This window comes from Bradyrhizobium sp., from assembly GCF_004799445.1.
GTDB lineage: Bacteria > Pseudomonadota > Alphaproteobacteria > Rhizobiales > Xanthobacteraceae > Bradyrhizobium.
Genome location: NZ_SSNA01000135.1, coordinates 12,125 through 31,266, shown reverse-complemented (window position 1 = coordinate 31,266; position 19,142 = coordinate 12,125). Strand labels below are relative to the sequence as shown.

General features: G+C 60.6%; 23 protein-coding genes and 1 pseudogene. 10 read left to right on the top strand and 14 right to left on the bottom strand.

The features are described 5' to 3' along the window. A pseudogene (locus E8A46_RS18705) lies at positions 1-514 on the top strand (hypothetical protein); the annotation flags it as partial. A 94-nt stretch (positions 515-608) separates the two neighbouring features. On the opposite strand, the gene E8A46_RS18700 reads toward E8A46_RS18705, so the two are convergent. The 4 genes from E8A46_RS18700 to E8A46_RS18685 all read right to left on the bottom strand — a co-directional run bounded on the left by E8A46_RS18700 (position 609) and on the right by E8A46_RS18685 (position 3,273). Beyond that, the gene (locus E8A46_RS18700; protein WP_291564095.1) at positions 609-1,430 is read right to left on the bottom strand and encodes a hypothetical protein; all 822 of its coding nucleotides are present in this window, start codon (positions 1,428-1,430) and stop codon (positions 609-611) included. Positions 1,431-1,442: 12 nt separating this feature from the next. Then, on the bottom strand, positions 1,443-2,177 hold the full coding sequence (locus E8A46_RS18695) for a hypothetical protein (RefSeq protein WP_291564092.1): 735 nt from the start codon (positions 2,175-2,177) through the stop codon (positions 1,443-1,445). A 170-nt stretch (positions 2,178-2,347) separates the two neighbouring features. Continuing rightward, positions 2,348-2,872 carry a DUF4916 domain-containing protein gene (locus E8A46_RS18690; protein ID WP_291564089.1) on the bottom strand — a complete coding sequence of 175 codons (525 nt, stop codon included), beginning with the start codon at positions 2,870-2,872 and terminating at the stop codon, positions 2,348-2,350. Beyond that, positions 2,857-3,273: a hypothetical protein gene (locus E8A46_RS18685; protein WP_291564086.1), complete on the bottom strand. Its 417-nt coding sequence runs from the start codon at positions 3,271-3,273 to the stop codon at positions 2,857-2,859. Before E8A46_RS18685 ends, E8A46_RS18690 begins: the two co-directional genes overlap by 16 nt. A 272-nt stretch (positions 3,274-3,545) precedes the next feature. On the opposite strand from E8A46_RS18685, the gene E8A46_RS18680 reads away from it, so the two are divergent. Next, positions 3,546-4,142, top strand: coding sequence for a hypothetical protein (locus tag E8A46_RS18680; protein WP_291564083.1), 597 nt, complete (start codon positions 3,546-3,548; stop codon positions 4,140-4,142). 87 nt (positions 4,143-4,229) lie between these two features. Beyond that, on the top strand, positions 4,230-5,027 hold the full coding sequence (locus E8A46_RS18675) for a lytic transglycosylase domain-containing protein (protein ID WP_291564080.1): 798 nt from the start codon (positions 4,230-4,232) through the stop codon (positions 5,025-5,027). A 166-nt stretch (positions 5,028-5,193) separates the two neighbouring features. Here E8A46_RS18675 and E8A46_RS18670 read toward each other — a convergent pair whose 3' ends face one another. The 3 genes from E8A46_RS18670 to E8A46_RS18660 all read right to left on the bottom strand — a co-directional run bounded on the left by E8A46_RS18670 (position 5,194) and on the right by E8A46_RS18660 (position 6,857). Then, a complete protein-coding gene (locus E8A46_RS18670; RefSeq protein ID WP_291564077.1) occupies positions 5,194-5,340 on the bottom strand; it encodes a hypothetical protein in 147 nt (48 codons plus the stop codon). 28 nt (positions 5,341-5,368) lie between these two features. After that, entirely contained in the window at positions 5,369-6,355 is a 987-nt protein-coding gene (locus E8A46_RS18665; protein WP_291564074.1) for a hypothetical protein, read from the bottom strand. A 145-nt stretch (positions 6,356-6,500) separates the two neighbouring features. Beyond that, positions 6,501-6,857, bottom strand: a complete 357-nt coding sequence (locus E8A46_RS18660; RefSeq protein WP_363252056.1) for a septal ring lytic transglycosylase RlpA family protein — start codon at positions 6,855-6,857, stop codon at positions 6,501-6,503. A gap of 15 nt (positions 6,858-6,872) precedes the next feature. On the opposite strand from E8A46_RS18660, the gene E8A46_RS30475 reads away from it, so the two are divergent. After that, positions 6,873-7,076: a hypothetical protein gene (locus E8A46_RS30475; RefSeq protein ID WP_363252054.1), complete on the top strand. Its 204-nt coding sequence runs from the start codon at positions 6,873-6,875 to the stop codon at positions 7,074-7,076. 581 nt (positions 7,077-7,657) lie between these two features. Here E8A46_RS30475 and E8A46_RS18655 read toward each other — a convergent pair. Both E8A46_RS18655 and E8A46_RS18650 read right to left on the bottom strand, forming a co-directional pair. Beyond that, entirely contained in the window at positions 7,658-8,137 is a 480-nt protein-coding gene (locus tag E8A46_RS18655) for a cupin domain-containing protein (RefSeq protein WP_291564071.1), read from the bottom strand. 581 nt (positions 8,138-8,718) lie between these two features. Then, positions 8,719-9,045 (bottom strand): hypothetical protein, encoded by a 327-nt coding sequence (locus E8A46_RS18650; protein ID WP_291564068.1) that lies wholly within the window; start codon positions 9,043-9,045, stop codon positions 8,719-8,721. A gap of 1,115 nt (positions 9,046-10,160) precedes the next feature. Here E8A46_RS18650 and E8A46_RS18645 point away from each other — a divergent pair. Continuing rightward, complete coding sequence (locus tag E8A46_RS18645) at positions 10,161-10,376, top strand: hypothetical protein (protein ID WP_291564065.1); 216 nt, start codon at positions 10,161-10,163, stop codon at positions 10,374-10,376. A 27-nt stretch (positions 10,377-10,403) separates the two neighbouring features. Here E8A46_RS18645 and E8A46_RS18640 read toward each other — a convergent pair whose 3' ends face one another. After that, a complete protein-coding gene (locus E8A46_RS18640) occupies positions 10,404-10,598 on the bottom strand; it encodes a hypothetical protein (protein ID WP_291564062.1) in 195 nt (64 codons plus the stop codon). A 443-nt stretch (positions 10,599-11,041) separates the two neighbouring features. Here E8A46_RS18640 and E8A46_RS18635 point away from each other — a divergent pair, with 443 nt between their 5' ends. Then, positions 11,042-12,370 (top strand): alkaline phosphatase family protein, encoded by a 1,329-nt coding sequence (locus E8A46_RS18635; protein ID WP_291564059.1) that lies wholly within the window; start codon positions 11,042-11,044, stop codon positions 12,368-12,370. Between the two features lie 606 nt (positions 12,371-12,976). Continuing rightward, positions 12,977-13,153: a hypothetical protein gene (locus E8A46_RS18630; protein ID WP_291564056.1), complete on the top strand. Its 177-nt coding sequence runs from the start codon at positions 12,977-12,979 to the stop codon at positions 13,151-13,153. Between the two features lie 154 nt (positions 13,154-13,307). On the opposite strand, the gene E8A46_RS18625 is transcribed toward E8A46_RS18630, so the two are convergent. Continuing rightward, positions 13,308-13,589, bottom strand: a complete 282-nt coding sequence (locus tag E8A46_RS18625; protein WP_291564054.1) for a hypothetical protein — start codon at positions 13,587-13,589, stop codon at positions 13,308-13,310. A gap of 260 nt (positions 13,590-13,849) precedes the next feature. On the opposite strand from E8A46_RS18625, the gene E8A46_RS18620 reads away from it, so the two are divergent. Beyond that, positions 13,850-14,287, top strand: a complete 438-nt coding sequence (locus E8A46_RS18620) for a hypothetical protein (protein WP_291564050.1) — start codon at positions 13,850-13,852, stop codon at positions 14,285-14,287. A gap of 215 nt (positions 14,288-14,502) precedes the next feature. Here E8A46_RS18620 and E8A46_RS18615 read toward each other — a convergent pair whose 3' ends face one another. From E8A46_RS18615 to E8A46_RS18605, 3 genes are all read right to left on the bottom strand, one after another. Continuing rightward, positions 14,503-15,312, bottom strand: a complete 810-nt coding sequence (locus tag E8A46_RS18615; RefSeq protein ID WP_291564104.1) for a DUF2066 domain-containing protein — start codon at positions 15,310-15,312, stop codon at positions 14,503-14,505. Between the two features lie 648 nt (positions 15,313-15,960). Next, positions 15,961-16,767 carry a lytic murein transglycosylase gene (locus tag E8A46_RS18610; protein ID WP_291564047.1) on the bottom strand — a complete coding sequence of 269 codons (807 nt, stop codon included), beginning with the start codon at positions 16,765-16,767 and terminating at the stop codon, positions 15,961-15,963. A gap of 226 nt (positions 16,768-16,993) precedes the next feature. Beyond that, entirely contained in the window at positions 16,994-17,185 is a 192-nt protein-coding gene (locus E8A46_RS18605; protein ID WP_291564044.1) for a hypothetical protein, read from the bottom strand. Positions 17,186-17,418: 233 nt separating this feature from the next. On the opposite strand from E8A46_RS18605, the gene E8A46_RS18600 reads away from it, so the two are divergent. Both E8A46_RS18600 and E8A46_RS18595 read left to right on the top strand, forming a co-directional pair. Beyond that, positions 17,419-17,664 (top strand): hypothetical protein, encoded by a 246-nt coding sequence (locus E8A46_RS18600; protein WP_291564041.1) that lies wholly within the window; start codon positions 17,419-17,421, stop codon positions 17,662-17,664. 487 nt (positions 17,665-18,151) lie between these two features. Then, complete coding sequence (locus E8A46_RS18595; protein WP_291564038.1) at positions 18,152-19,072, top strand: alpha/beta hydrolase; 921 nt, start codon at positions 18,152-18,154, stop codon at positions 19,070-19,072. Positions 19,073-19,142 lie beyond the last annotated feature (70 nt).

Here is a 19,142-nt window from a genome sequence, read left to right as displayed (position 1 = left end):
GGTTGGCGTAGTGAGTAGAAACAGTATCCTGATCGAAGACGTTTCGTTGGTGATCGAGGTTGGTGATGAAATACGACGGGCTCTACCAAATGGCAGCGAAGAAGTTTTCGTGGTTGAGGACCCGGCATTCCACGAAAAATTTCACATCATCGATGCGCACTATGAGGTCAAGGTACACAAAACAGGGACATTTCCGCGCCATAAGGGCGGAAATTATAATGTCCATGTTACCGGTAGCAATTCGCGAGTAAATATCGGTTCGACTGATCGATCAACAAACGTTGTTGTCGGGGGCGACGTTTTCGGCAACCTCACTGCGGCACTTCGCAAAGATGTCAAGGACAGCGAAAAACTCGCTCGTTATCTTGCTTCCATCGAAGAAATGCGAAATAGCCAAAAAGAGCCAAAAAGCTATGCGGCGGCCTACCAACGATTCATTTCCATGGCTGCCGATCACATCGAGATAATTGCTCCATTCTTGCCCGCTCTAACGGGCTTTTTTTCAAGCACGTAGGATACAGCCCTCTACATCCATAATTGCGGCAGAAGCGGAAAGCTATCAGAAGTTGCTGGATGGGGTATAGTGGTCTGTCCCGTCACGGGCATCCCTAACGTTTTCTAGGTTTCATAGGATTCATTCTACTCCGATGCTTCCGCCGTTTTTTCAGTTGAGACATCTTGTGGTCTCCGTCTGGATAATTCGTCGCGTGAAAGTCCGAGAGTGTGAGGCGATCCGACCGGAGGATGTCAAACTCTTCCTTGGCCTTGGCGGCGTCAGCAACCATCTGATCTGTCCAGCTATCGACCTGCAGGACAATTAAGTCCTCAGACCCTCCCTCCGAGCCCTTAGGTGTCCAGCGTGCATCAAGGGCGATGCCGACCGCAACATTCAACTCGCGATGCTCCGATAGAAGAACAAGGCAGTAAGCCTGCAGCATTGCAACCCGCGCATTGCGATACTGTTCATACCCGCCTGGAAGGCCGCCGTCTTTCTCCAATTCTTCAGGGTATGCGAGGATCATGAAAACGTACGCCTGCCCAGGCGTTGCGTTGCCACTTGTCGGCAGCATCACACGGGCATAGCGATCTTGCTTCACCTCTTCGGCCGTTCTCAACAAGCCGGCCAGTGCTTGGCTCAGCACTCTACGAAAGAACCTCGATTCAAGCGCCATATATCTTACACCGCGCTCGGCGAGAGCAATGTCGGGGTCTGTGTCCAGGACTCTAACACTGGTGCCTCCGAGAATATTCTCGGTGAATAACTTGATCAGCTCGTCCCAAAGGTAAGATATCTCGTCGGCCATGGTCTTGCCGAAGTAGGAAACTGACATGATATAGGCCGCCCATTCGCCGTAAGCGGTGATTCGCGCATATTCTTTAAATTTTTTTGGTCTGGGCAACTCAAAGCCTGGCACACCACCGTTTCGCATTCCGGTCTGAAGCTACATTGCAAGAAGCTCCTCTTCGCCATGGGCCAACAGGAGCCTGTCCGTGCGAAGGTATTTCGCGCGCTCGTTCAAGTAGGCAGTAAAGTCGGAGATGGTATCTAAGTGCTCAAGCAGCCGCCTTATGGAGACTTCATCGAAGACGTGAATGAAAAGCCCATCCGGGTTTACGTCGCCAATTGAGAATGGCAAAAAACCCGGCTCTTCGAAGTTGACATGCATCTTGCCCTTCAGTCGGGGCATAATGGGGAAGGAGCCGCTATTGTCGTTGTAGTGTGTTTTAATGGCTACCGTGGCGCCGGTTGCAACGACAACCCCGTGGACGCGACGTGTCTCCAGCGGAGGGAAATCAATGGGTACCTTGTGGGCACACGCTGGGTCGGTGAATACCTTTTCGGGGAAGCGCGTGATCCAGTTGTTGGCGCCGTTTATCTGCTTAACGGCTTCCTCTACCGCATTGCGATAAAAGCGCGACCACGCGATTTCTAAGGGCCCGTCAGCCTGCCATTTGATGGCCTTGTCGCTGAATATGATGACGTCGTCACCGCAGACCACGAGCATGTCGCATAGCTCTTTGCCGTCCCCCTTACCGCCCTGCTTTTTTTCGTAGAACAGGTTGGGATATGACCAAAGGTCGAGGAAGGCGGTGTCGCCTAAGTCAGCCAGCAACCTCTCACTTGCCGTAGTGCCACGTCCTCGGAAGACCTTTTTGGCCTGTGCTTCCTCACCCACCGTAGCCTGTCCTCGAATCCAGCCCGTAGGATGGGTTGAGCGAAGCGATACCCATCGATTGCAGCGGAATTGATGGGCTTCGCGAAGAGTTCAACCCATCCTACGGGCCTACGACCTACGATCCCTCAAAAACGGCCGCCCGTAAGGGGATTTCCGAAGATATGAAGTGGCTAGTTCAAATCCAAAAGCCGACGAATACATTCTTGGACAACTTTCTTCTGCCCAAAGCCAAAGGAGGCTGAAGGTAAAAGACTTTGAGAATCGAACCAACGAAAGTCTAACGCTTCTCCTTGGGCCTTCATCGTTCCCTTGACCTCAACTGAAAATGTTAGTGCGATCGCATGCTGCCGCGGATCGAACAAGCTTCGCGGTCGCTTCACAGAAAAATATTCCGCGACAAGCAGAGGCTCAGGCTTTCGCGGCAGAATACAGCGAACCCCACGTCCTAAGGTCTCAAATATTTGGCGCTTGATTGCCTCTCGCGAGGATTCATTAAGAAGAACACGGCCACCGACCAAACACCAGCGTTGGCCTTCGAGGGGTGCCTCGCGCAAAATTAAGCCGACATCCAAGCCCCCGCCTGGCAGCCGCCTTGTAAGGAGCAAATCAACACATGGAATCGGAACAAGTCGCTGAATGGCCGTCCAGTCTTTGTCCGGCAGCCAACCCTTTTTGTGAGCTACGGCCAAACCCAACCCCTTATTCCTGTTATTAGTGCAACCGTCGCAAAGCCAAAGAAGAGTCCCAACCATATGAGGTATGCAGACCATCCGGTTGGTCTTTTAGCACGTGGAGGCCGTTCGCTCACCGTCTGATGTCCTCGCGCGCTCTCGATTTCTTGAAGAAGCTTCGCGTAATGCAGTTCGAAGTATCGGTGCTTCGAAAGCAAATGCGCTGATGCCAGCGCTGCAGCAAGTGCGAGAACGCTGGCGAAGATCCGATTGGTCGGATTTGGGTTGCCGAAGGCAATCGTAAACAAGAATGACATCCCGATTAAGCTCATCACCGGAGTCTGCCAAAGTAGATTGTCGTACTGTAAGCGTCTTGCTGCGATTATGGAATATTGGACGTCGCTGACTTCCTTCAAATTAGTCATTTCAACCTCCTTAAATTAACACAACCATTGATAGCAAATATGTCTTGGCGTGTAATGCAAAAGATTATTGACCGCAGCCGTAGATGGGATGCCTGGCCCCGCTGCCTCCAAGCAAAGCACCGCTTGCCGATTAACAAGCATAGCCCGTAGCTCGTAGGGTGGATTAGCGAATCGTAATCCGCCGATCCATGGTCTCGGCGCGATATGCTGCTCTGTTGCGCCCTTCGGGCTGTCTGTTGTCGTCAGTCGCGATCGGTGGCACTTTGCGGGCCATGCATATCGCTTTCGCCATCGTCGGCTTGGCCATCAATTTCGTGGCCTGCCTCAGTTACGTCCGTGCCATCTTGCGGAGCGAGGCGACGCCGAACCGCGTCACGTGGTTCCTCTGGGCGATCGTGCCGCTGATCGCCGGCGCCGCACAGTGGCGCGCCGGCGTCGGGATTTCGACGCTGGTGGTGCTGTCGGTGGGAGCCGGCCCGGCCTGCGTCGTGCTTGCCTCTTTCGTCGGCGGAATGGGTTCGTGGCGGCTCGGGCCATTCGACTATGTCTGCGGCGCGTGCTCGCTCGCGGCGCTCGCGCTCTGGGCCATCACCGGCGATCCAGTCACAGCCATCGTGCTTTCGATTCTTGCTGATGCGGCCGCTGCCCTTCCGACTATCCGGAAGGCGTGGCTGCAGCCTGCGACCGAGAACCGCTCGGCGTATCTGATCGCGTTCGTCGGGATGGTCGTCGGCATCCTCTCGGTCCGGGAGGCGACGTTCTCCGCCTACGCCTTCAACGCCTATCTGGTGGCGGCGAGCGCCACGCTCGTACTGATCCTCTATTTGCCGCGCAGGCGGTCTCTCGCTGGCGCGCTTCCGGCCAAGTAGCAAGCGCAGCTCGTCGGGCGGATTAGCGTCAGCGTAATCCGCCACCAGAGTTCGTTGGCGCAATACGTTCAGCTCCCCGCAAGGCACATGTCAGCAAAAGGTAATCGCTTCCTCCCTCGCCTTCGCCGCTGGCGGCGCGGCGCGCGGTGGGCGCGACGGACATTCGCGCGAGCACACCCGATGATTCGGATCGTTGGCGTCGTGGCGATGCTGCTTGCGGTCGTCGCGCTGACGAACCTCGTCTACCAGGTGATCCGCAAGCCGACCGAGCTGTTTGTCTTCGTCGGCCATCGGCTCGATAAGGAGCCGCCCGAGACGTGGCGGCAATACGGTGCGCTGTTCCGCACCTATTCGACCCATTCGATCACGCCCGAGCTATTGGCCGCGCTGGCGCAGGTCGAGAGCTCGGGCAATCCGGTCGATCGCACCTACTGGCGCTGGCGATGGAGCCTCAATCCGTTCGCGATCTACCGGCCCGCCTCCAGCGCCGTCGGCCTCTTCCAGACGACCGATCCCGCCTACGCCGAGGCCGCGAGGTTCTGTGTCCGGGACAATGCGGTCACGGATACCGGCTGCGGGTTCACCAGCCTCTATTTCCGCGCGTTCCCGAGCCATGCCATCGAACTGGCATCGGTGTATCTCGACCGCCATGTGGCGGCGGTTCTCACCATCGCGGGCGATGTGAAGCCGAACCCGCAGCAGAAGCAGGATCTTGCTGCCTTTATCCATCTCTGCGGCGCCGGTCCCGCCACCGCTTTCGCACGCCACAAGTTTCAGATGATCGGCGGCGAGCGCTGCGGCGATCACCTCGTTGCGGCCTATGTCGCCAGGGTCAATGCGATGAAGCGGCAGTTCCTGCGCCTTGCGGCCGATGGCGGGAATTAACGCGCAGGATGGGTTGAGAACTCGCAAGGGGATTAGCGAAGCGTAATCCGCCATTCATGGAATGGCAGGAAGGTGGGTCACGCCGGAGCCTGTCATCGGGCCGCGCCTCGCGCGGACCCGTTGGGCTAACCCACCCTACCGCCTACGTAGAGCGCAATCGAGCCTCCTACCGCACCCGCTTGAATGTCGGCATATCCGGGCTCGCCTGCAGCGGTCTGGCTTCCGTCACGACCAGTTCGGGCCTGGTCATGAACCAAAGCACACCCGCCATGGCGATGAAGATGGCAGCGCCGATCGCGGCTAGTCCTTTCATGGTGATCTCCGGGGAACCCAGGCCTGCGCTAGTTGCTGAGGATCACCCTGTGCTGGCGTCGCGCCGGATCATCGGCGGCAACCAGCGCATTCGGGTCAGTTGCGATCACGGCTTCGGGCAACGGCACCGGCTCCAGACCGGCGAAGGCGCGGTAGAGCGCCCCCATGATCGCGCCGTAGGTAACCGCGGCAAATGTCAGGGGCGAGCCCGACAGCAATGGCACCATGGGCGACAGCAGATAGGCGCACGTCGCGGCCATCAGCCCTCCCATCGCAGCGTACTCCCACGCGCGATGACGACGCAGTGCCCTTGCAAGGTGATGGAGGCACAGGACCAGGATGGCCGATGGCACGATGGTCACAACCAGGAAAGTCAGGAACAGCTGCGCAGGCAACGCCACGGCGATGACGGGATTTGTACCGGAGCTCATGTAAGTCGTGAAGCCTGGCATCAATGCGGCCAGGGTGATGGACAGAATCGTCGTCAACACCGCCGGCATCGTGGCGGCGATCACGATCCCCGCCACTGACGTGCGGACCCGTGTCGGACCGTCGAATGCAAGCGATGTGGCAAGCCCCTCGTACGACAATTTTGGAAAGCGCGCGGCCGGAGCAAGGCCCGCGAACTGTCCGTAGAGAAAGCCGGCAATCATTCCCGCAATGGTCGGCAGCAGCCCCATGGTCAGCAGGGTGCCGCCGGCGGGCGAGGACAGTTGAATGCTGTTGCGGATCGCGATCGCATAGCCCGCCGCTGCCATGGCGCCGCCCATCAGCGCATAGGCAAAGCGGCTGGAGATGGCGCGCTGGCGCAGCATCCAATGGCCCGCGAACAGCAGCGCGCCATCGGTCGCCAAGCGTGCCACGTAGAACACAAGCACCTGATCGGGTGCCGGAACGTCGGTCGGCTGCGCGGCCTGGGCCCCAAGCAATGCCATCGCGGTCAATACGGCATGGACCACCGCGAGCGGGATCAGCGCGACCAACAGTGCGCGCGGAGAATTGTTGACAACATACATGCGTGCACCCCCTGAACGGGCGCACCCTAAACGCGAGCGATTACCGCAGGCTCAGGAGATTGGATAAAATTATAATGAATGGACGCCTTGTGGCGAGGGCTGCGCGAGCAGGCACATGCCGTCGTTGAATTTGGTGCTCTGCGAGCTACTCGACCACATCCAGCTTTACCTTTGCGATGCCCTTGCCGACCATTCCGAGCGCATTGGCGGCCGAATACGAGACATCGACAACCCGTCCCGGAACGTAGGGGCCGCGGTCGTTGACCCGAACCGTCACCGATCGCCCGCTCGCGACGTTTGTCACCCGCAGCCTCGTGCCGAACGGAAGCGTCGGATGGGCGGCGGTCAATTCGTGGGTGTTGAATTTTTCGCCGCTCGCGGTCTGGGTGCCCTCGGTATAGAAGCTGGCAACGCCCTGCGAGGCCGTCTGTGTCGCGGCTGCATTGTCGTGCCGCGCGAACGGAGTATGCTTCTTTGCGGACGCGACGCGGCTGTTCGTCATGGAAGATGCTGTTTGGTGGCGATCTTGCGACGCCTGCTGTTTGCCGCCGAAAAATCCGGAATTTTTGGTGACGACAGAGGATTGCGCGCAGGCAGCGAGCGACGCCGCCCCGAACGCGACGGCAAACAGCCGAACGATATTCCCAGCACGCGCGGCCAGGACCGCCGACAAGACCGCCGGCGCGTCCGCACCGTGACTTACTTCAACGGCAACGTCTGAAGTCCTGGCACACGAGATGGATGACATTGTGCATCCCCAATCTGTGCCCCCAGCCAAAACAGAATCCGCCAAGCATCATGGCATGATCCGATCGGGGCAGAACCGTGGCCGGGTGAGCATCAGGCACCGCCTCGTCAGCGCATTTCCAGCCGGTGTTGTCATTGGGCCACAGCCGAACGGCGGCCATGCGAATTGCCCGTCGTGTTATTCGGCCGCAGGGTCGCGTCCTTGCGGCAGGCCCCGACACAGTTCAGATTCACGCCGTCCCGCGCTCGATAAGATGGGCGCTTCGCGGTCGTCACGAACGTTGGGTGCGGGATGCGGTGGACGCCAAAGCTGCGACGGACGAGCGCGGCTGACGCGGACGGCGAAGTCGTGTGGTCCTGACGCCGCGACGCTGGCGTCAAGCTAGCGTAGCCCGGATGAGCGAAGCGATATCCGGGGTCTTCATGGCTCCCGCATGTCGCGGAGCCTGTCATCCGGCGCGCATTCGCGCGATCCGTTAGCTCATCCGGGTACTTGCTACTGAGCCACTCCCGCCATTTGCGCTGCATGGTCCCGTTTCCTGCAGATCAATCGGGTCACCCGTGTTTATCGGGCGCATGTTTTGGCTGCACTGACCATGCCGCCGGCTTGTCGGCCTTGTCGGCTTCGGCCACCGCCGCCGTCGCCTGCACCTTGCCGGGTGTGTGGTGGGCGGGCGCGTAGATCGCATAGACCTGCATAGGCGTCGTTCCGATATTGGTGATGTTGTGCCAGGTCCCCGCCGGAACGAGGACGCACCAACCGTTTGAAACTTCCTTGTCAAAAGTCAGTTTGTCCTTCACGGCTCCCATTTGTACTCGGCCGCTGCCCGCGTCGAGGCGCAGGAACTGATCGGTCTCCGGATGCGCTTCAAGGCCAATGTCGCCGCCGACGGGGATCGACATCAGCGTCACTTGCAGATAGCGCCCGCTCCAGGCGACCGAACGGTAATTTGTATTTTCCTTCGTCGCACGTTCAATGTCGAACGCTTGCGGCTGCGGCCCGATGTCTTTGATCCTGTGAGCAGTGACACCCATGACTAACCTCCCCAAGATTGCAGCGCTGTACAGGTTTCGCTCTATCGCGCGAAAGGTAGCTGAGCAGATTGATCTGCATCAAAGATAAATCCAGCAATCGAGAGGTCGGACAAACAAGAAGTAATCGATGTCTCCAAGCTTCCTCGTTTCGCTATGCGCCTGCGGATGCGATGAGCCGGCTGCTCGCCGCTACCCGCTGCTTCGCATCACGTGCAAGTCAAATCCGGCGACGCCGCCTGCGACAAAGCAACCCGACGGGCAAATCAGCCAAATCCTGTCCAGCCTTGCTGCGAAAAATATTCCGCTTTCGCCGTCGACCACACGCGCTGCCCCCGGAAAGCCGCTGTTTGGAACGGTGTACGCCGTCAAACCGGAACATAAGCTTGAGCGAATAGCCCGGATAGGAGAGCGTTAGCGAGCGTAGCCCGGATGGGCCAACGGGTCGCGCGAATGCGCGCCCGATGACAGGCTCCACGATATCCGGGTACTTGGATTTTTCCCGCATGCGCTGCGGCGCATACGCTTCGCTATTGCGCCCTGCGAACTCAACAATTTAGCGATTCAGCGGGCCATGATGTCGCCTATCCGCGGCGCCGGAGCGGCGGCGGCAGTCCGAGATCGCGTTCCCAGATTGTACCGTTGTCGAACTGAATGTGCATGCCATCCGGCGAATAGACGGCGCCAAAGTCATAGCGTTCAATCCATATCCGGGTGGCCGGTGCGAACCAATCAGGCCAGGCGCGGGACGGCTCGCCAGCTTCATTCAACAGATTCAACTCGGGGCCGTTCTGGGTGATATAGGCAGGATTGCCAACGAGGCCCCCTCGGCACATTTGGGTACATATGTATTTGCCGCTGAGGTTGACGGATTGCGCCGATGCCGCGGTTGAGACGACGGCAGCCAACATGCCAATGGCGAATGAAACGGTTCTCATAAAAATCACTCCACTGTTCGAATGACTGACCTTCTCGATTACTCTTTGGATTTAGATTATCCATCCAGCAGGGGTGCTCGATTGATCTGCGTCAACCTAAGCCCCGCCCTATCAACCATTCCCTGGCCATAACCGCAGCGTAGGCCTGCCTTACAGCAAGCGTAGCCCGGATGAGCCAACGGGTCGCGCGAATGCGCGCCCGATGACAGGCTCCGCGATATCCGGGGTCTTCGACGGTGGCTCCCGCATATCGCTGCGCTCATGCGGGCTACTTGTTGCTGCACGACGGGCAAATCGCGCATCGCCGCCATGCGCGAATTGCCCGTCGTGTTATTCGGCCGCAGGGCGGCGTCCTTGCGGCACACCCCCGACACAGTTCAGATTCACGCCATCCCGTCTCGATAAGAGGGGCGCTTCGCGGTCGTCACGAACGTTGGGTGCGGGATGCGGTGGACGCGAAAGCTGCGACTGACGAGCGTGGCTGACGCGGACGGCGAAGTCGTGTGGTCCTGACGCCGCGACGCTGGCGTCAAGCTGGCGGGAGGTATCCCGCCGGCGACGGTGGCAAGAAAGCCCGTTCACCGGGGAGAGCGCGAAATAAGCCGTAAAGCCATCGCGCAGGGAAAGCCGGGATGCCTCCGCTGGACCTGTATGCTCGTGTGCGCATTCTTATGTGCATCTTGCACACGAGACCGCGGGTGCAGCGCGCACCCGGCTTTCCCTGCGCCCTCTTTTTTCAAGGGCGAGAGATAAACGCAAGCCTCGGGCAAATCGCGCCGCGAGATCGCGAAGGCATGTCCTCCGTCATTGCCTGCGACAAACGCGAAGCGTTTGCGCAAGGGAGTGAAACGACGAAGCAATCCACTCTCACTTTGCTTGCGGCGCGATGGATTTCTTCGCTGTCGCTCGCAATGACGGTTTTAATCCCAGCTGTCTGAAATTCGAATCCGAACACCGAATCGCAAGCGCGAATCAGCATCGGGCCGCGCCCCGCGCGGACCCCGCTTGGGTTCCCCCTCATGACCTGCGTTGGCATGAACCCTGCATGGTAACCCTCGCCGGGTTCTCATGACCAATGAAGGGCAGCTATGCTTGTTACTCTCGTCGCCGTTCTCTGCAACGGCCAGCTATGTATGGAGAAGGTCGTCACCACCAGCGAGCAGTCGGGCATCACCATGACGGCCTGTCAGGTCAACGGGCAAATCGGCATTGCCGACTGGCTCGCCAACGGCCCGTACCACGAGTGGACGCTGCAGCGGTACAAATGCGTGATGGGCAAGTACGTTCCCAAGAACGAGGCCTGAAGCGCGTAGTTCGCCGACAAAACGCTGTCATTCGGCGGCCAGAGACGCGTCGGTCCGCCTGGCGATGACCTGCCGGACTTTCGTCGCAAGCTCGTCGCAGTAACGCGCCAGCTCCTGATAAAACGCGCGCCGCGGCCCATCGGTCGCCTGCTCGGCCGCTTTCTCATACTGCGCGGCCTTGCGCTCGTATTTTTCCAGTTTCGCCTTGAGATCACTCAGCATGGCACTACTCCGCAATACTACGCGAGCGCGAATGGTTGCCGGGGCTTCGACCGAAACGATGGCTGAGCGAAGGCAATTTTGTAGCCGCCATGCGCTCGCTTTTGGCCGGTTCAGGCGGAGCAGGCGTAGCCCGGATGAGCCAACGGGTCGCGCGAATGCGCGCCCGATGACAGGCTCCGTGATATCCGGGTCTTTGTATTTGCCGTGATTCCCGCATGTCGCGGAGCTCATGCGGGCTACCTGTTGTTGCGCCGCATGTCGGGGGGACGTATCGCCGGATGATTTTTTATTCCCGCCTGAAGCAAAAAAAAGCCCGCCGCCGTCCGGCCCAGGATCATGCTGCTGTCGCGCATGTGTAACAGTCGCTCGCTAGCAGGATACCCCGGCGCGGTCGCCCAACGGGACCGCGCCTGATAAATTTCACCAGCCTCTGGGGATCATCCATGTTTGACATCATTAAACGGCCGCTCGCTGCGGCCATGCTCCTGGGTACGCTCGCGGCAGCGCCGTCGGTGATGGCCAACAACTTCGATCGCGACGGCAAGATCGGCCATGTCTTCGTCATCGTGCTCGAGAACGAAGGCTTCAACACCACCTTCGGGCCCAATTCGCTGGCGCCCTTCCTGTCGCAGACCCTGCCGAGCCAGGGCGTGATGCTCAACCAGTATTACGGCACCGGGCATGTCAGCCTCGACAACTACATCGCCATGGTCAGCGGCCAATCAGCGACGCTGCAGACCCGCGTCGATTGCACCATCTATCAGGATCTGACACTCACCGGGATCACGCCGGACGGTCAGGCGGCCGGCAGCGGCTGCGTCTATCCCGCCCAGATCAAGACGGTCGCCGACCAACTCAAGGCGCGCGGCAAGACCTGGCGCGGCTACATGGAAGATATGGGCAAAAATCCGGCTCGCGAGCAGACCAGCTGCGGCCAGCCGCTGATCACCGTCAACGGCGTGACCCAGGTCGCCCTCAACAAGGTCGACCGCACGCAATCGGCCGAGGCCTTCCCGGGCGGCGATCAATACGCCGCGCGTCACAACCCCTTCGTCTACTTCCATTCGCTGATCGACAGCGGGGAGTGCGCCCGGCACGTGGTCAATTTCAACCAGTTGGCGCAGGACCTGCTGCACGAATCGACGACGGCGAATTTCTCCTTCATCACGCCCAATCTCTGCCACGACGGGCACGACGGAAACGGCACGACGACCAAGTGCAAGAACACTGTCGAGCCCGGCGGCCTGGTCTCGGCCGACGCCTTCCTGAAGTCGGTGGTGCCGATGATCATGAACTCGCCCGCCTACAAGGAAGACGGGCTGATTATCATCACCTTCGATGAAGCCGACATCCCCTTCGACACAAAGGCCGGAAATGCAATTACCGCGGATGGCATCAGCTGCTGCGGCCAGCAGCCCGGGCCCAATCTGGCGCCGCTGGTGGCCGGAGGTCAGCCGCTGAGCACCGGGTTTGAGAACCTGGACCCGACCACGGGTGCGGTGCTTGCTCCGAACTTCTTCCTCAACACCAAGGGCTACGGTGGCGATCGCACCGGCGCCGTGCTGCTGTCGCCGTTCCTGAAGCCGGGCACCGTGTCCAACGTCCCCTACAACCACTATTCGATGCTGAAGACGATCGAGGACATCTTCGGTCTCGATCATCTCGGCTACGCCGCCCAGCCCGGACTGCAAGGGTTCTTCGGCTGCGCCAACTCGGACATTTCCGTCCGCGGCGATAGCGACGATCAATTCGGCCGGTGCGAGCGCGACTGATCTTCCTATCCGTGTCTGGATCATGATCCGATCAGGTTGAATCGGATCATGATCTCATCTCTTTGTTTGAATACGATCTCCGCGCCAACGCTTTCGCGTTTGTCGCGAGGGAAAACCGGCTCCCACTTTGCCGGATCATATTCTGGCTATCCGCGGCCCCCGACGGCTTGTTCGCCGAGGGCCGCTTTCATGTCCCGAGGTGCTTGCCAAGCTCGGTCGCGCTCATGCCGGCTACCTCTGCTGCGCCGCACCTATTGCCCTGCAAAAGATCCTCGCGCTGCCCGGCATTCGCCGTCAGCCCACCGCCGCCTTGAAACATTGATCCGGAACCAACATGATGCGCGTCAAACGCGCATCGCATCAGCGCGACAGGCCGCGGAGGAAATCCCACATGTTGCAACCTGCCCTCCCGCTACAGCACCCGCACATCGCGCCTGGCGAAATACTCGGAGTTCACAGGCCGCTCAAAGCGCGCTCGCTGTTTCGTGCGTTTGTCGACCACTCCCTGCGGCTGTTGCGAGGGTTGGGCGAGTTCGTTGCCGCCGGTGGCCCTCTTTCATAGACCCCGCACCCGGAACGAAATGCCGGGGGACTAAAGGTGATCACATGAACGGCAATCGCTTCTATGGAGTGAGGGTGGAGGGAGCCAAATACGGCGTGGGCTTTGGCTCCGCCCTCGCCATCGCGATTTCCTACACCACCAACCACTCGATCCTCTGGGCGATCATCCACGGCATTCTGGGCTGGCTTTACGTGATCTATTTCGCGCTGTTTCGGTCGTAGCCAGCGAGCTGGTCGAGCGCATGTCGGAGCGCGGATGAGCGAGAGCGTAATCAGCCGGGATCAAGGGCGGGTTACGCCGGAGCTGTCATCGAGTCGCGCCTTGCGCGGACCTGCTCGGCTAACAGCCTACGCGCTCAAACGGCGATGATGCCGGTCAGCGAATGGAGCGAGCGGTTTCGATCCGCGCCGGTGCGACGGTCGCGGTCTTGAGTTTGGTCCGCGGGGTCAGCACGCTGAGCTGATGCGGCGAGACCGCGGAGGTCGGCATCGGCGACACTTCCCCAACATTCGCGGCTCCCAGCAGCTGAGCCTGCACCGCCGAGATCGGCAAACCCGCCGCTTCATAGGCCGGCAATTCCGTAGCGAAGCCGGCGGTGGCACCCGCCATCGAGATCACGGCGGCGGCGGCGGCGATTGAAAGGTAAGTCTTGTTCACGATTATTCTCCTGACAGGATTCCAAAGCGCAGCCTATACCCATTTGCTGCACTGCGATAGCACATTGCTGCATTGCAACAATGCGGGTTTCGCACATCATTAATGCTTGAGGATCCTTGCGGGCGGTGTCGCGCGACTTTGCGCCATCAGCAAGTCCGCTTCGAAACGCGGAACTAACCTTCTGGCGCTATCCTCGCTCCCATTCGGCGCTTAACGCGCGATTAACTTCACGCTTGTGACCTTTTTGTTTGGGGATACCGATGTTCAGATTAGGGATGATGATGGTGGCCGCGGTGCTGCTTTCGGCGAGCGGGGCGCTCGCGAATGGGCACGGATCCGCAGAGCCACCACCGCCGCCCAAGCAGGACACGCCGGCCGTACCGATCAAAATCTCCCAGACCAAGCGCGGCACGGTGCTGGCCGATTCCAGGGGCATGACGCTGTATTATTACGATCGCGACGACTCCGGCAAAAAATCGACATGCGACGGCAAATGCGCCGAGAAATGGATTCCGCTCGCCGCCTCCGACACCGCCAAGGCGACGGGCGATTTCACCGTGATCATCCGCAGCGACCACAGCAGGATGTGGGCCTACCGCTATCGCCCGCTCTACACCTGGCACGAAGACAAGGCCCCCGGCGACACCAACGGCTTCGATCCCGCCAATCTCTGGCACATCGCCCGGCCCGCCAACTGACGCAAGGCAAGCCTGGCGCGGATGAGCCATCGGGCGGCGCCATGTGCCGACCCGTTGGCTGATGCGGGCTGCGTGACCGCCATGGCCAGGCCAATTTAAAAAAGCCGAACGTCCAGAAATCCAGTAGCCCCAGCCAGATGTTGCGGGCGAGATCGTGCGTATGCTTGTTGTGGTCGTCGCCTGAATGAACGAAGTATCCCAGCCTGCCACTCGTGCTACGCCGGATCGCCGTTATCGGAGATGATTTGGGCGGCATCGCCGATGGCGCGGCGGAAGACTTCATCGAAGGTGACGCCGCGCAGCTGCCATCGATGCGGCCGGCCCTGCCACTGCATCTGCCATTCGGCGGCCCATGCGAGATCGGAATCGTCCCATTTGAGCCGCCCGACCAGGGCGACTTCCCCGCCCAATTCGGTGGCGCGAGCGGCCAATGCAGCAGGCGGCAGCTTCGCAAACCCGGCGCCATCGATGCCCGACTTCGCCAATGCCGCAGCATCGGGCAACACGATCGGCATCCCGCGCCGGGCGCTTGATGCCAGCAGCGATTGTCGCGGCGCTACCGCCGATAGCCCGGCATCCGCGGTGACGATGTAGTGTGTCGCGCCGAGGCCCATCTCGACCAAGACCGCAAGCAACGGACGGTGCGAAAGCCACGGCGCGACGCCCAGCGCCTTGAGAACATCGTCGATTTTCCTTTCGTCAAAGTCGACGATCAGATCGTAGGGCCGGTCGCGGGTGCCCTGCTCGTCGCGAATCGGCGTGCCCGACATCTGGTCGTGATAGCTGTACGCCTTGACGAAATCTCCCGCGCGCGACTGGTAGGCGGCGAGCCTGGGATCATCAGCGAGTTTCACCGCGCCGGACACCTTGACGAGAACATCCGCCAGGCAAGCGGCGAAGCCGACCGTACGGTTGGCCTCGCCCCGGCCGGTGACGACGGTCTGCGCCCGATAGAGATCGTCGGCCGCGGCCGCCAGGGTCGCGGTGCAACAGATCAACGCGGCCAAAATCGATATCCTGATCATGACAGCCACCGCACTCATCCTGCGGGCCGAACTCTAGCGCACAACCCCCCGCTTGTCGCGGAGCCCCTCATCGGGTGGCGCGATACGCCGAACCCGTTCGCTCATGCGGGCCGCCTCACCTCGCCGAAGCAGATCGCTCGGTTGGCCTGCCGAAAACCCTGCGGCAGCCCTCGCTCAAGCTGGCGTGCTGTCTCATCATGCAGGCCGTGATCCGTTCCACGCTGGGAATCTCCGATGAGCAGAGCCGGAAAACGTCGCCGGTGCAGAATCGCCGCTGATCCTCCTGCGTGAAGGCACGGCTCGCCGCCGGCAACATCGTCAGGCCAAGTGTCAGGCCGGTCATGAGCATGAAATTTCGGATTCTGAGCCGATCAACCCGCATCGCTGTCCCCCAAATTCGACCGGCGTTGCGGTCACCCACCACGCGGTGCACCACGTTGGAATCAATCACGATCGTATTGTGATGAGCTGGCACTTCAAGATTCGCGAACAGCTATACACCGGGATTTATCGATGACCGGGCGCATCGCGCTTGGGTGGTTCCGCAAGCGGAACATTCACGACAGCAGCGGCTGATCGTGCGCGCGAAGGCGCGCTCAAAAAACCCCGCGATGCCGGGAGCGTTCGCGTCAGCGAGCCGCGGACGCGCTACTCGCCGCCGTCGATCTGCCGGCCCATCAGCGCAATGGCGCGCTGATAGACCGAAGCCGCGTTCCACGCCTCGATGGCCGCGAAATTCGGCTCTCCCGGCTGATAGCCCGCGCCGGCCCGCCAGCCATGCGCCTTGAGGAAGTTCGCGGTCGAACTCAGCGCGTTGGCGGCGACATCGAGATTGCCGGTGCCATAGGCCAGGATGTTCTTGGGCATGAACTGGGTCTGGCCGACCTCGCCGTGCATCGAGCCGCGCGTCCCCGGCGAAAGCGCGCCGCGGTCGATCAGGTGCAGCGTCGCGTAGAGCTGCTCGGTAAAGAACTCCGGCCGCCGGCAGTCATAGGCCAGCGTCGCGATCGATGACAGCATGTTCTGATTGCCGCGCTGGCTGCCGAAGCCGGTCTCCATACCCCAGATCGCGATCAGCGGTCCCGGCGGGACGCCGTAGCGTTGCTGGATCGATGCGAACAGCGCCGCCTGGGATTGCTTCAGCGAACGTCCGCGCGCGACGATGGTTGATGCGCCGCGCTTGGCGAGAAACTGATCGAGCGACAGGCCAAAGCTTCGTTGGCCGCGATCGGCGGCTATCGTCGCCGATGCATAATTCGCCTGGGTCAAGGCTGCGATGGTCGAGGCGCCGATGCCCTTTGCCCTTGCTTCCTCGGCGAACTCACGCTTCCAGGCCTCGAAGCCGGCCGGTCCGCTGCCGCACTGGGCGGCGTCGGCATTCGTGCCCAGACACAAGAGTACGGCCAAGGCCGCGACTATAGCGGCTGCCGTCGCAAGCTCCCTGCTCCCGGTCATTGCAACCCCCCGTCAATCCCGTGACGTACCGAGGACGGAACCCTGCCGCCCGGACGACGAAAGCTAGTCTAATCGAAATTCCACCTGAGGCGCACCATGTTCGACACGCTGGCGGCGGTAGCCCGCTTGAACTGCGATCAACAGCCCCGGCAAATCGACCCTATCATCTTGTCGACCTTCGCTTCTTCACGGTCGATGGCGGGATCGGTGCCAAGCAGCGGCCCTTTCATCGGGCCGTTGCTACGCCGGATGACGAAAGCGCGGTGCCCAACGAGTTGGTGCCAGGCGCAACGGCACTGGTGCCGAAGGCGCCGCCGGTGGCGGACATGTGTGATCCCATGCCGCCGCGCCGGGCAAACGCGGCGGCGGTCGAAAGGCCAACGCCAACGGCGACGCAGAGAGCAACAAATCTCTTCATGCCGAGATTCCCTCGAACGCGAGATCAACGTAACGATTGAAAACTAGCCTTTGGCAAGAACGTTCCTGTGTTCAACACAACGTGTATTTGGGTTCTGCAGCGCGCTTGGCCAAGACGGCCGCGCCGACTGAATTTCTATTTAGCCGAATGAACTTCTATTTAATGGTGGCAGCGGATCGCGGTCCTACATCGGCATCATGCGCATTGGCGCACGACAGACTGGAGACAACCAAATGACCAAGCTTAAGACACTCAGCGCTGCGATAATTCTTTCCGCCGCCGTCGCCACGCCGGTGATCGCTCAGCCGGCCCATCATGGCCGAGCCAATTATCGCGGAGCGTACAATCAGATGACCGAGCCGTTCTATGCCGCGCCACAAACGCAGGGCGAACGGAACATCGAGAACTTCGGCTTCAGTGGAAGAGACCCGTCGCGAGTGGGCGGCGAAGACCCCTCGCTCCGGCCCTCTGGAAGCTAACTCAAACTGCGGGACATGGGGACATACCTGAGAACGTGTTCCACATGTCCCGCCGGCCGCAACGATCCCGGGACATTTTTCAATGTCCCGGGAATAGCAACGGCCTGTACAGCGGGCAGTCGTGACATTGCTGTCAGTAGCCGCACCTGATGCGATCCCCGGTCGGGTCAATCGCCTGGAGACTTATCGAGCTGCGCCGCGCAGGTCTTTCTAATTGATCCGATCATGCTGCCGTTGAACGATCTCTCCTTAAAGGCCTCCGGCTTCGCTGTCATAGGCCATCCTCGGCGCTGGGCGAACTGACGGCTTCCATCGCCCATCAGTAAGCTGGCCGCTCGCCGGTATCGTCGCCAACGCTGCGGCCTGTTCACGTTTCAATTCGCCCTGCCCGTGAACGCCGACACTTGCTGGAAACCCGCTGCTTACGCCCCTTCCCTGCACGTGCTAGGCTGGATTCCGCCGACAAGATGAAAAAGGGGGGATTTCGATGCCGATGACCGTGCGCAATAGCCGCCTCGTCAAGGTGACGATCGCGGCCGCGTTGTTGGTTGCGATGGCGCAGCCGGGTTCTGCAGAAGGCTTGAAGTACAAGCCGATCGTGGTGAAGACGCCGGATGGTCTGACCATCTCCGCGCAGGAATGGGGCAACCCGGCGGGTGCGGAAATCCTGTTCATCCACGGTTTCTCGCAGAGTCATCTGTCATGGATGCGGCAGGTCGGCAGCGACCTCGCCCGGGAATTTCGCATCATCACCTACGATCTGCGCGGCCATGGCAATTCCGACAAGCCGCTGGATGCCGCGCGCTATCGGGATTCCAAGGCCTGGGGCGACGAGGTGCAGGCGGTGATCGACGCCGCCGGGCTCAAGCGCCCGGTCGTGGTCGGCTGGTCCTATGCCGGCCGGGTGATATCGGATTATCTCGCCACCCACGGCGCAGGCCAGCTTGCCGGCATCAACTTCGTCGATGCGCCGATCAAGGCCGATCCCGCGCTGATCGGCGACAATTTGAAGAACCTGCCGCTGATGGCGTCAGAGGATCTCCTCACCAACATCGCGGCAACGCGCACCTTCCTGCATGGCTGCTTCTCCAGGCAGCCCAGCGCCGACGACTATGAGACGATGCTCGCATTCAACATGATGGTGTTGCCCAAGGTGCGGGCCGGTCTTTCCGGCCGTCCGCTCGACGCCAGCGAGATCATGTCCAAACTGAAGCTGCCGGTGCTGGTGACCCATGGCGCGGAAGACCGCAACGCCAGGCTCGGCGCTGGCCAATATACCGCCTCCGTCATCCCGGGGGCCAAGCTCTCGGTGTATGAAGGGATCGGCCATTCCCCGTTCTACGAGGACGCTCCGCGCTTCAACACCGAACTGGCGGCCTTCGTGCGCGCCGCCGCGAAGACAAATTGATAGGCTTCGGAGAGTGGATTGACCCACGGGTCCGCGCTTCGCGCGGCCCGGGGATAAACGCCGCGCAATC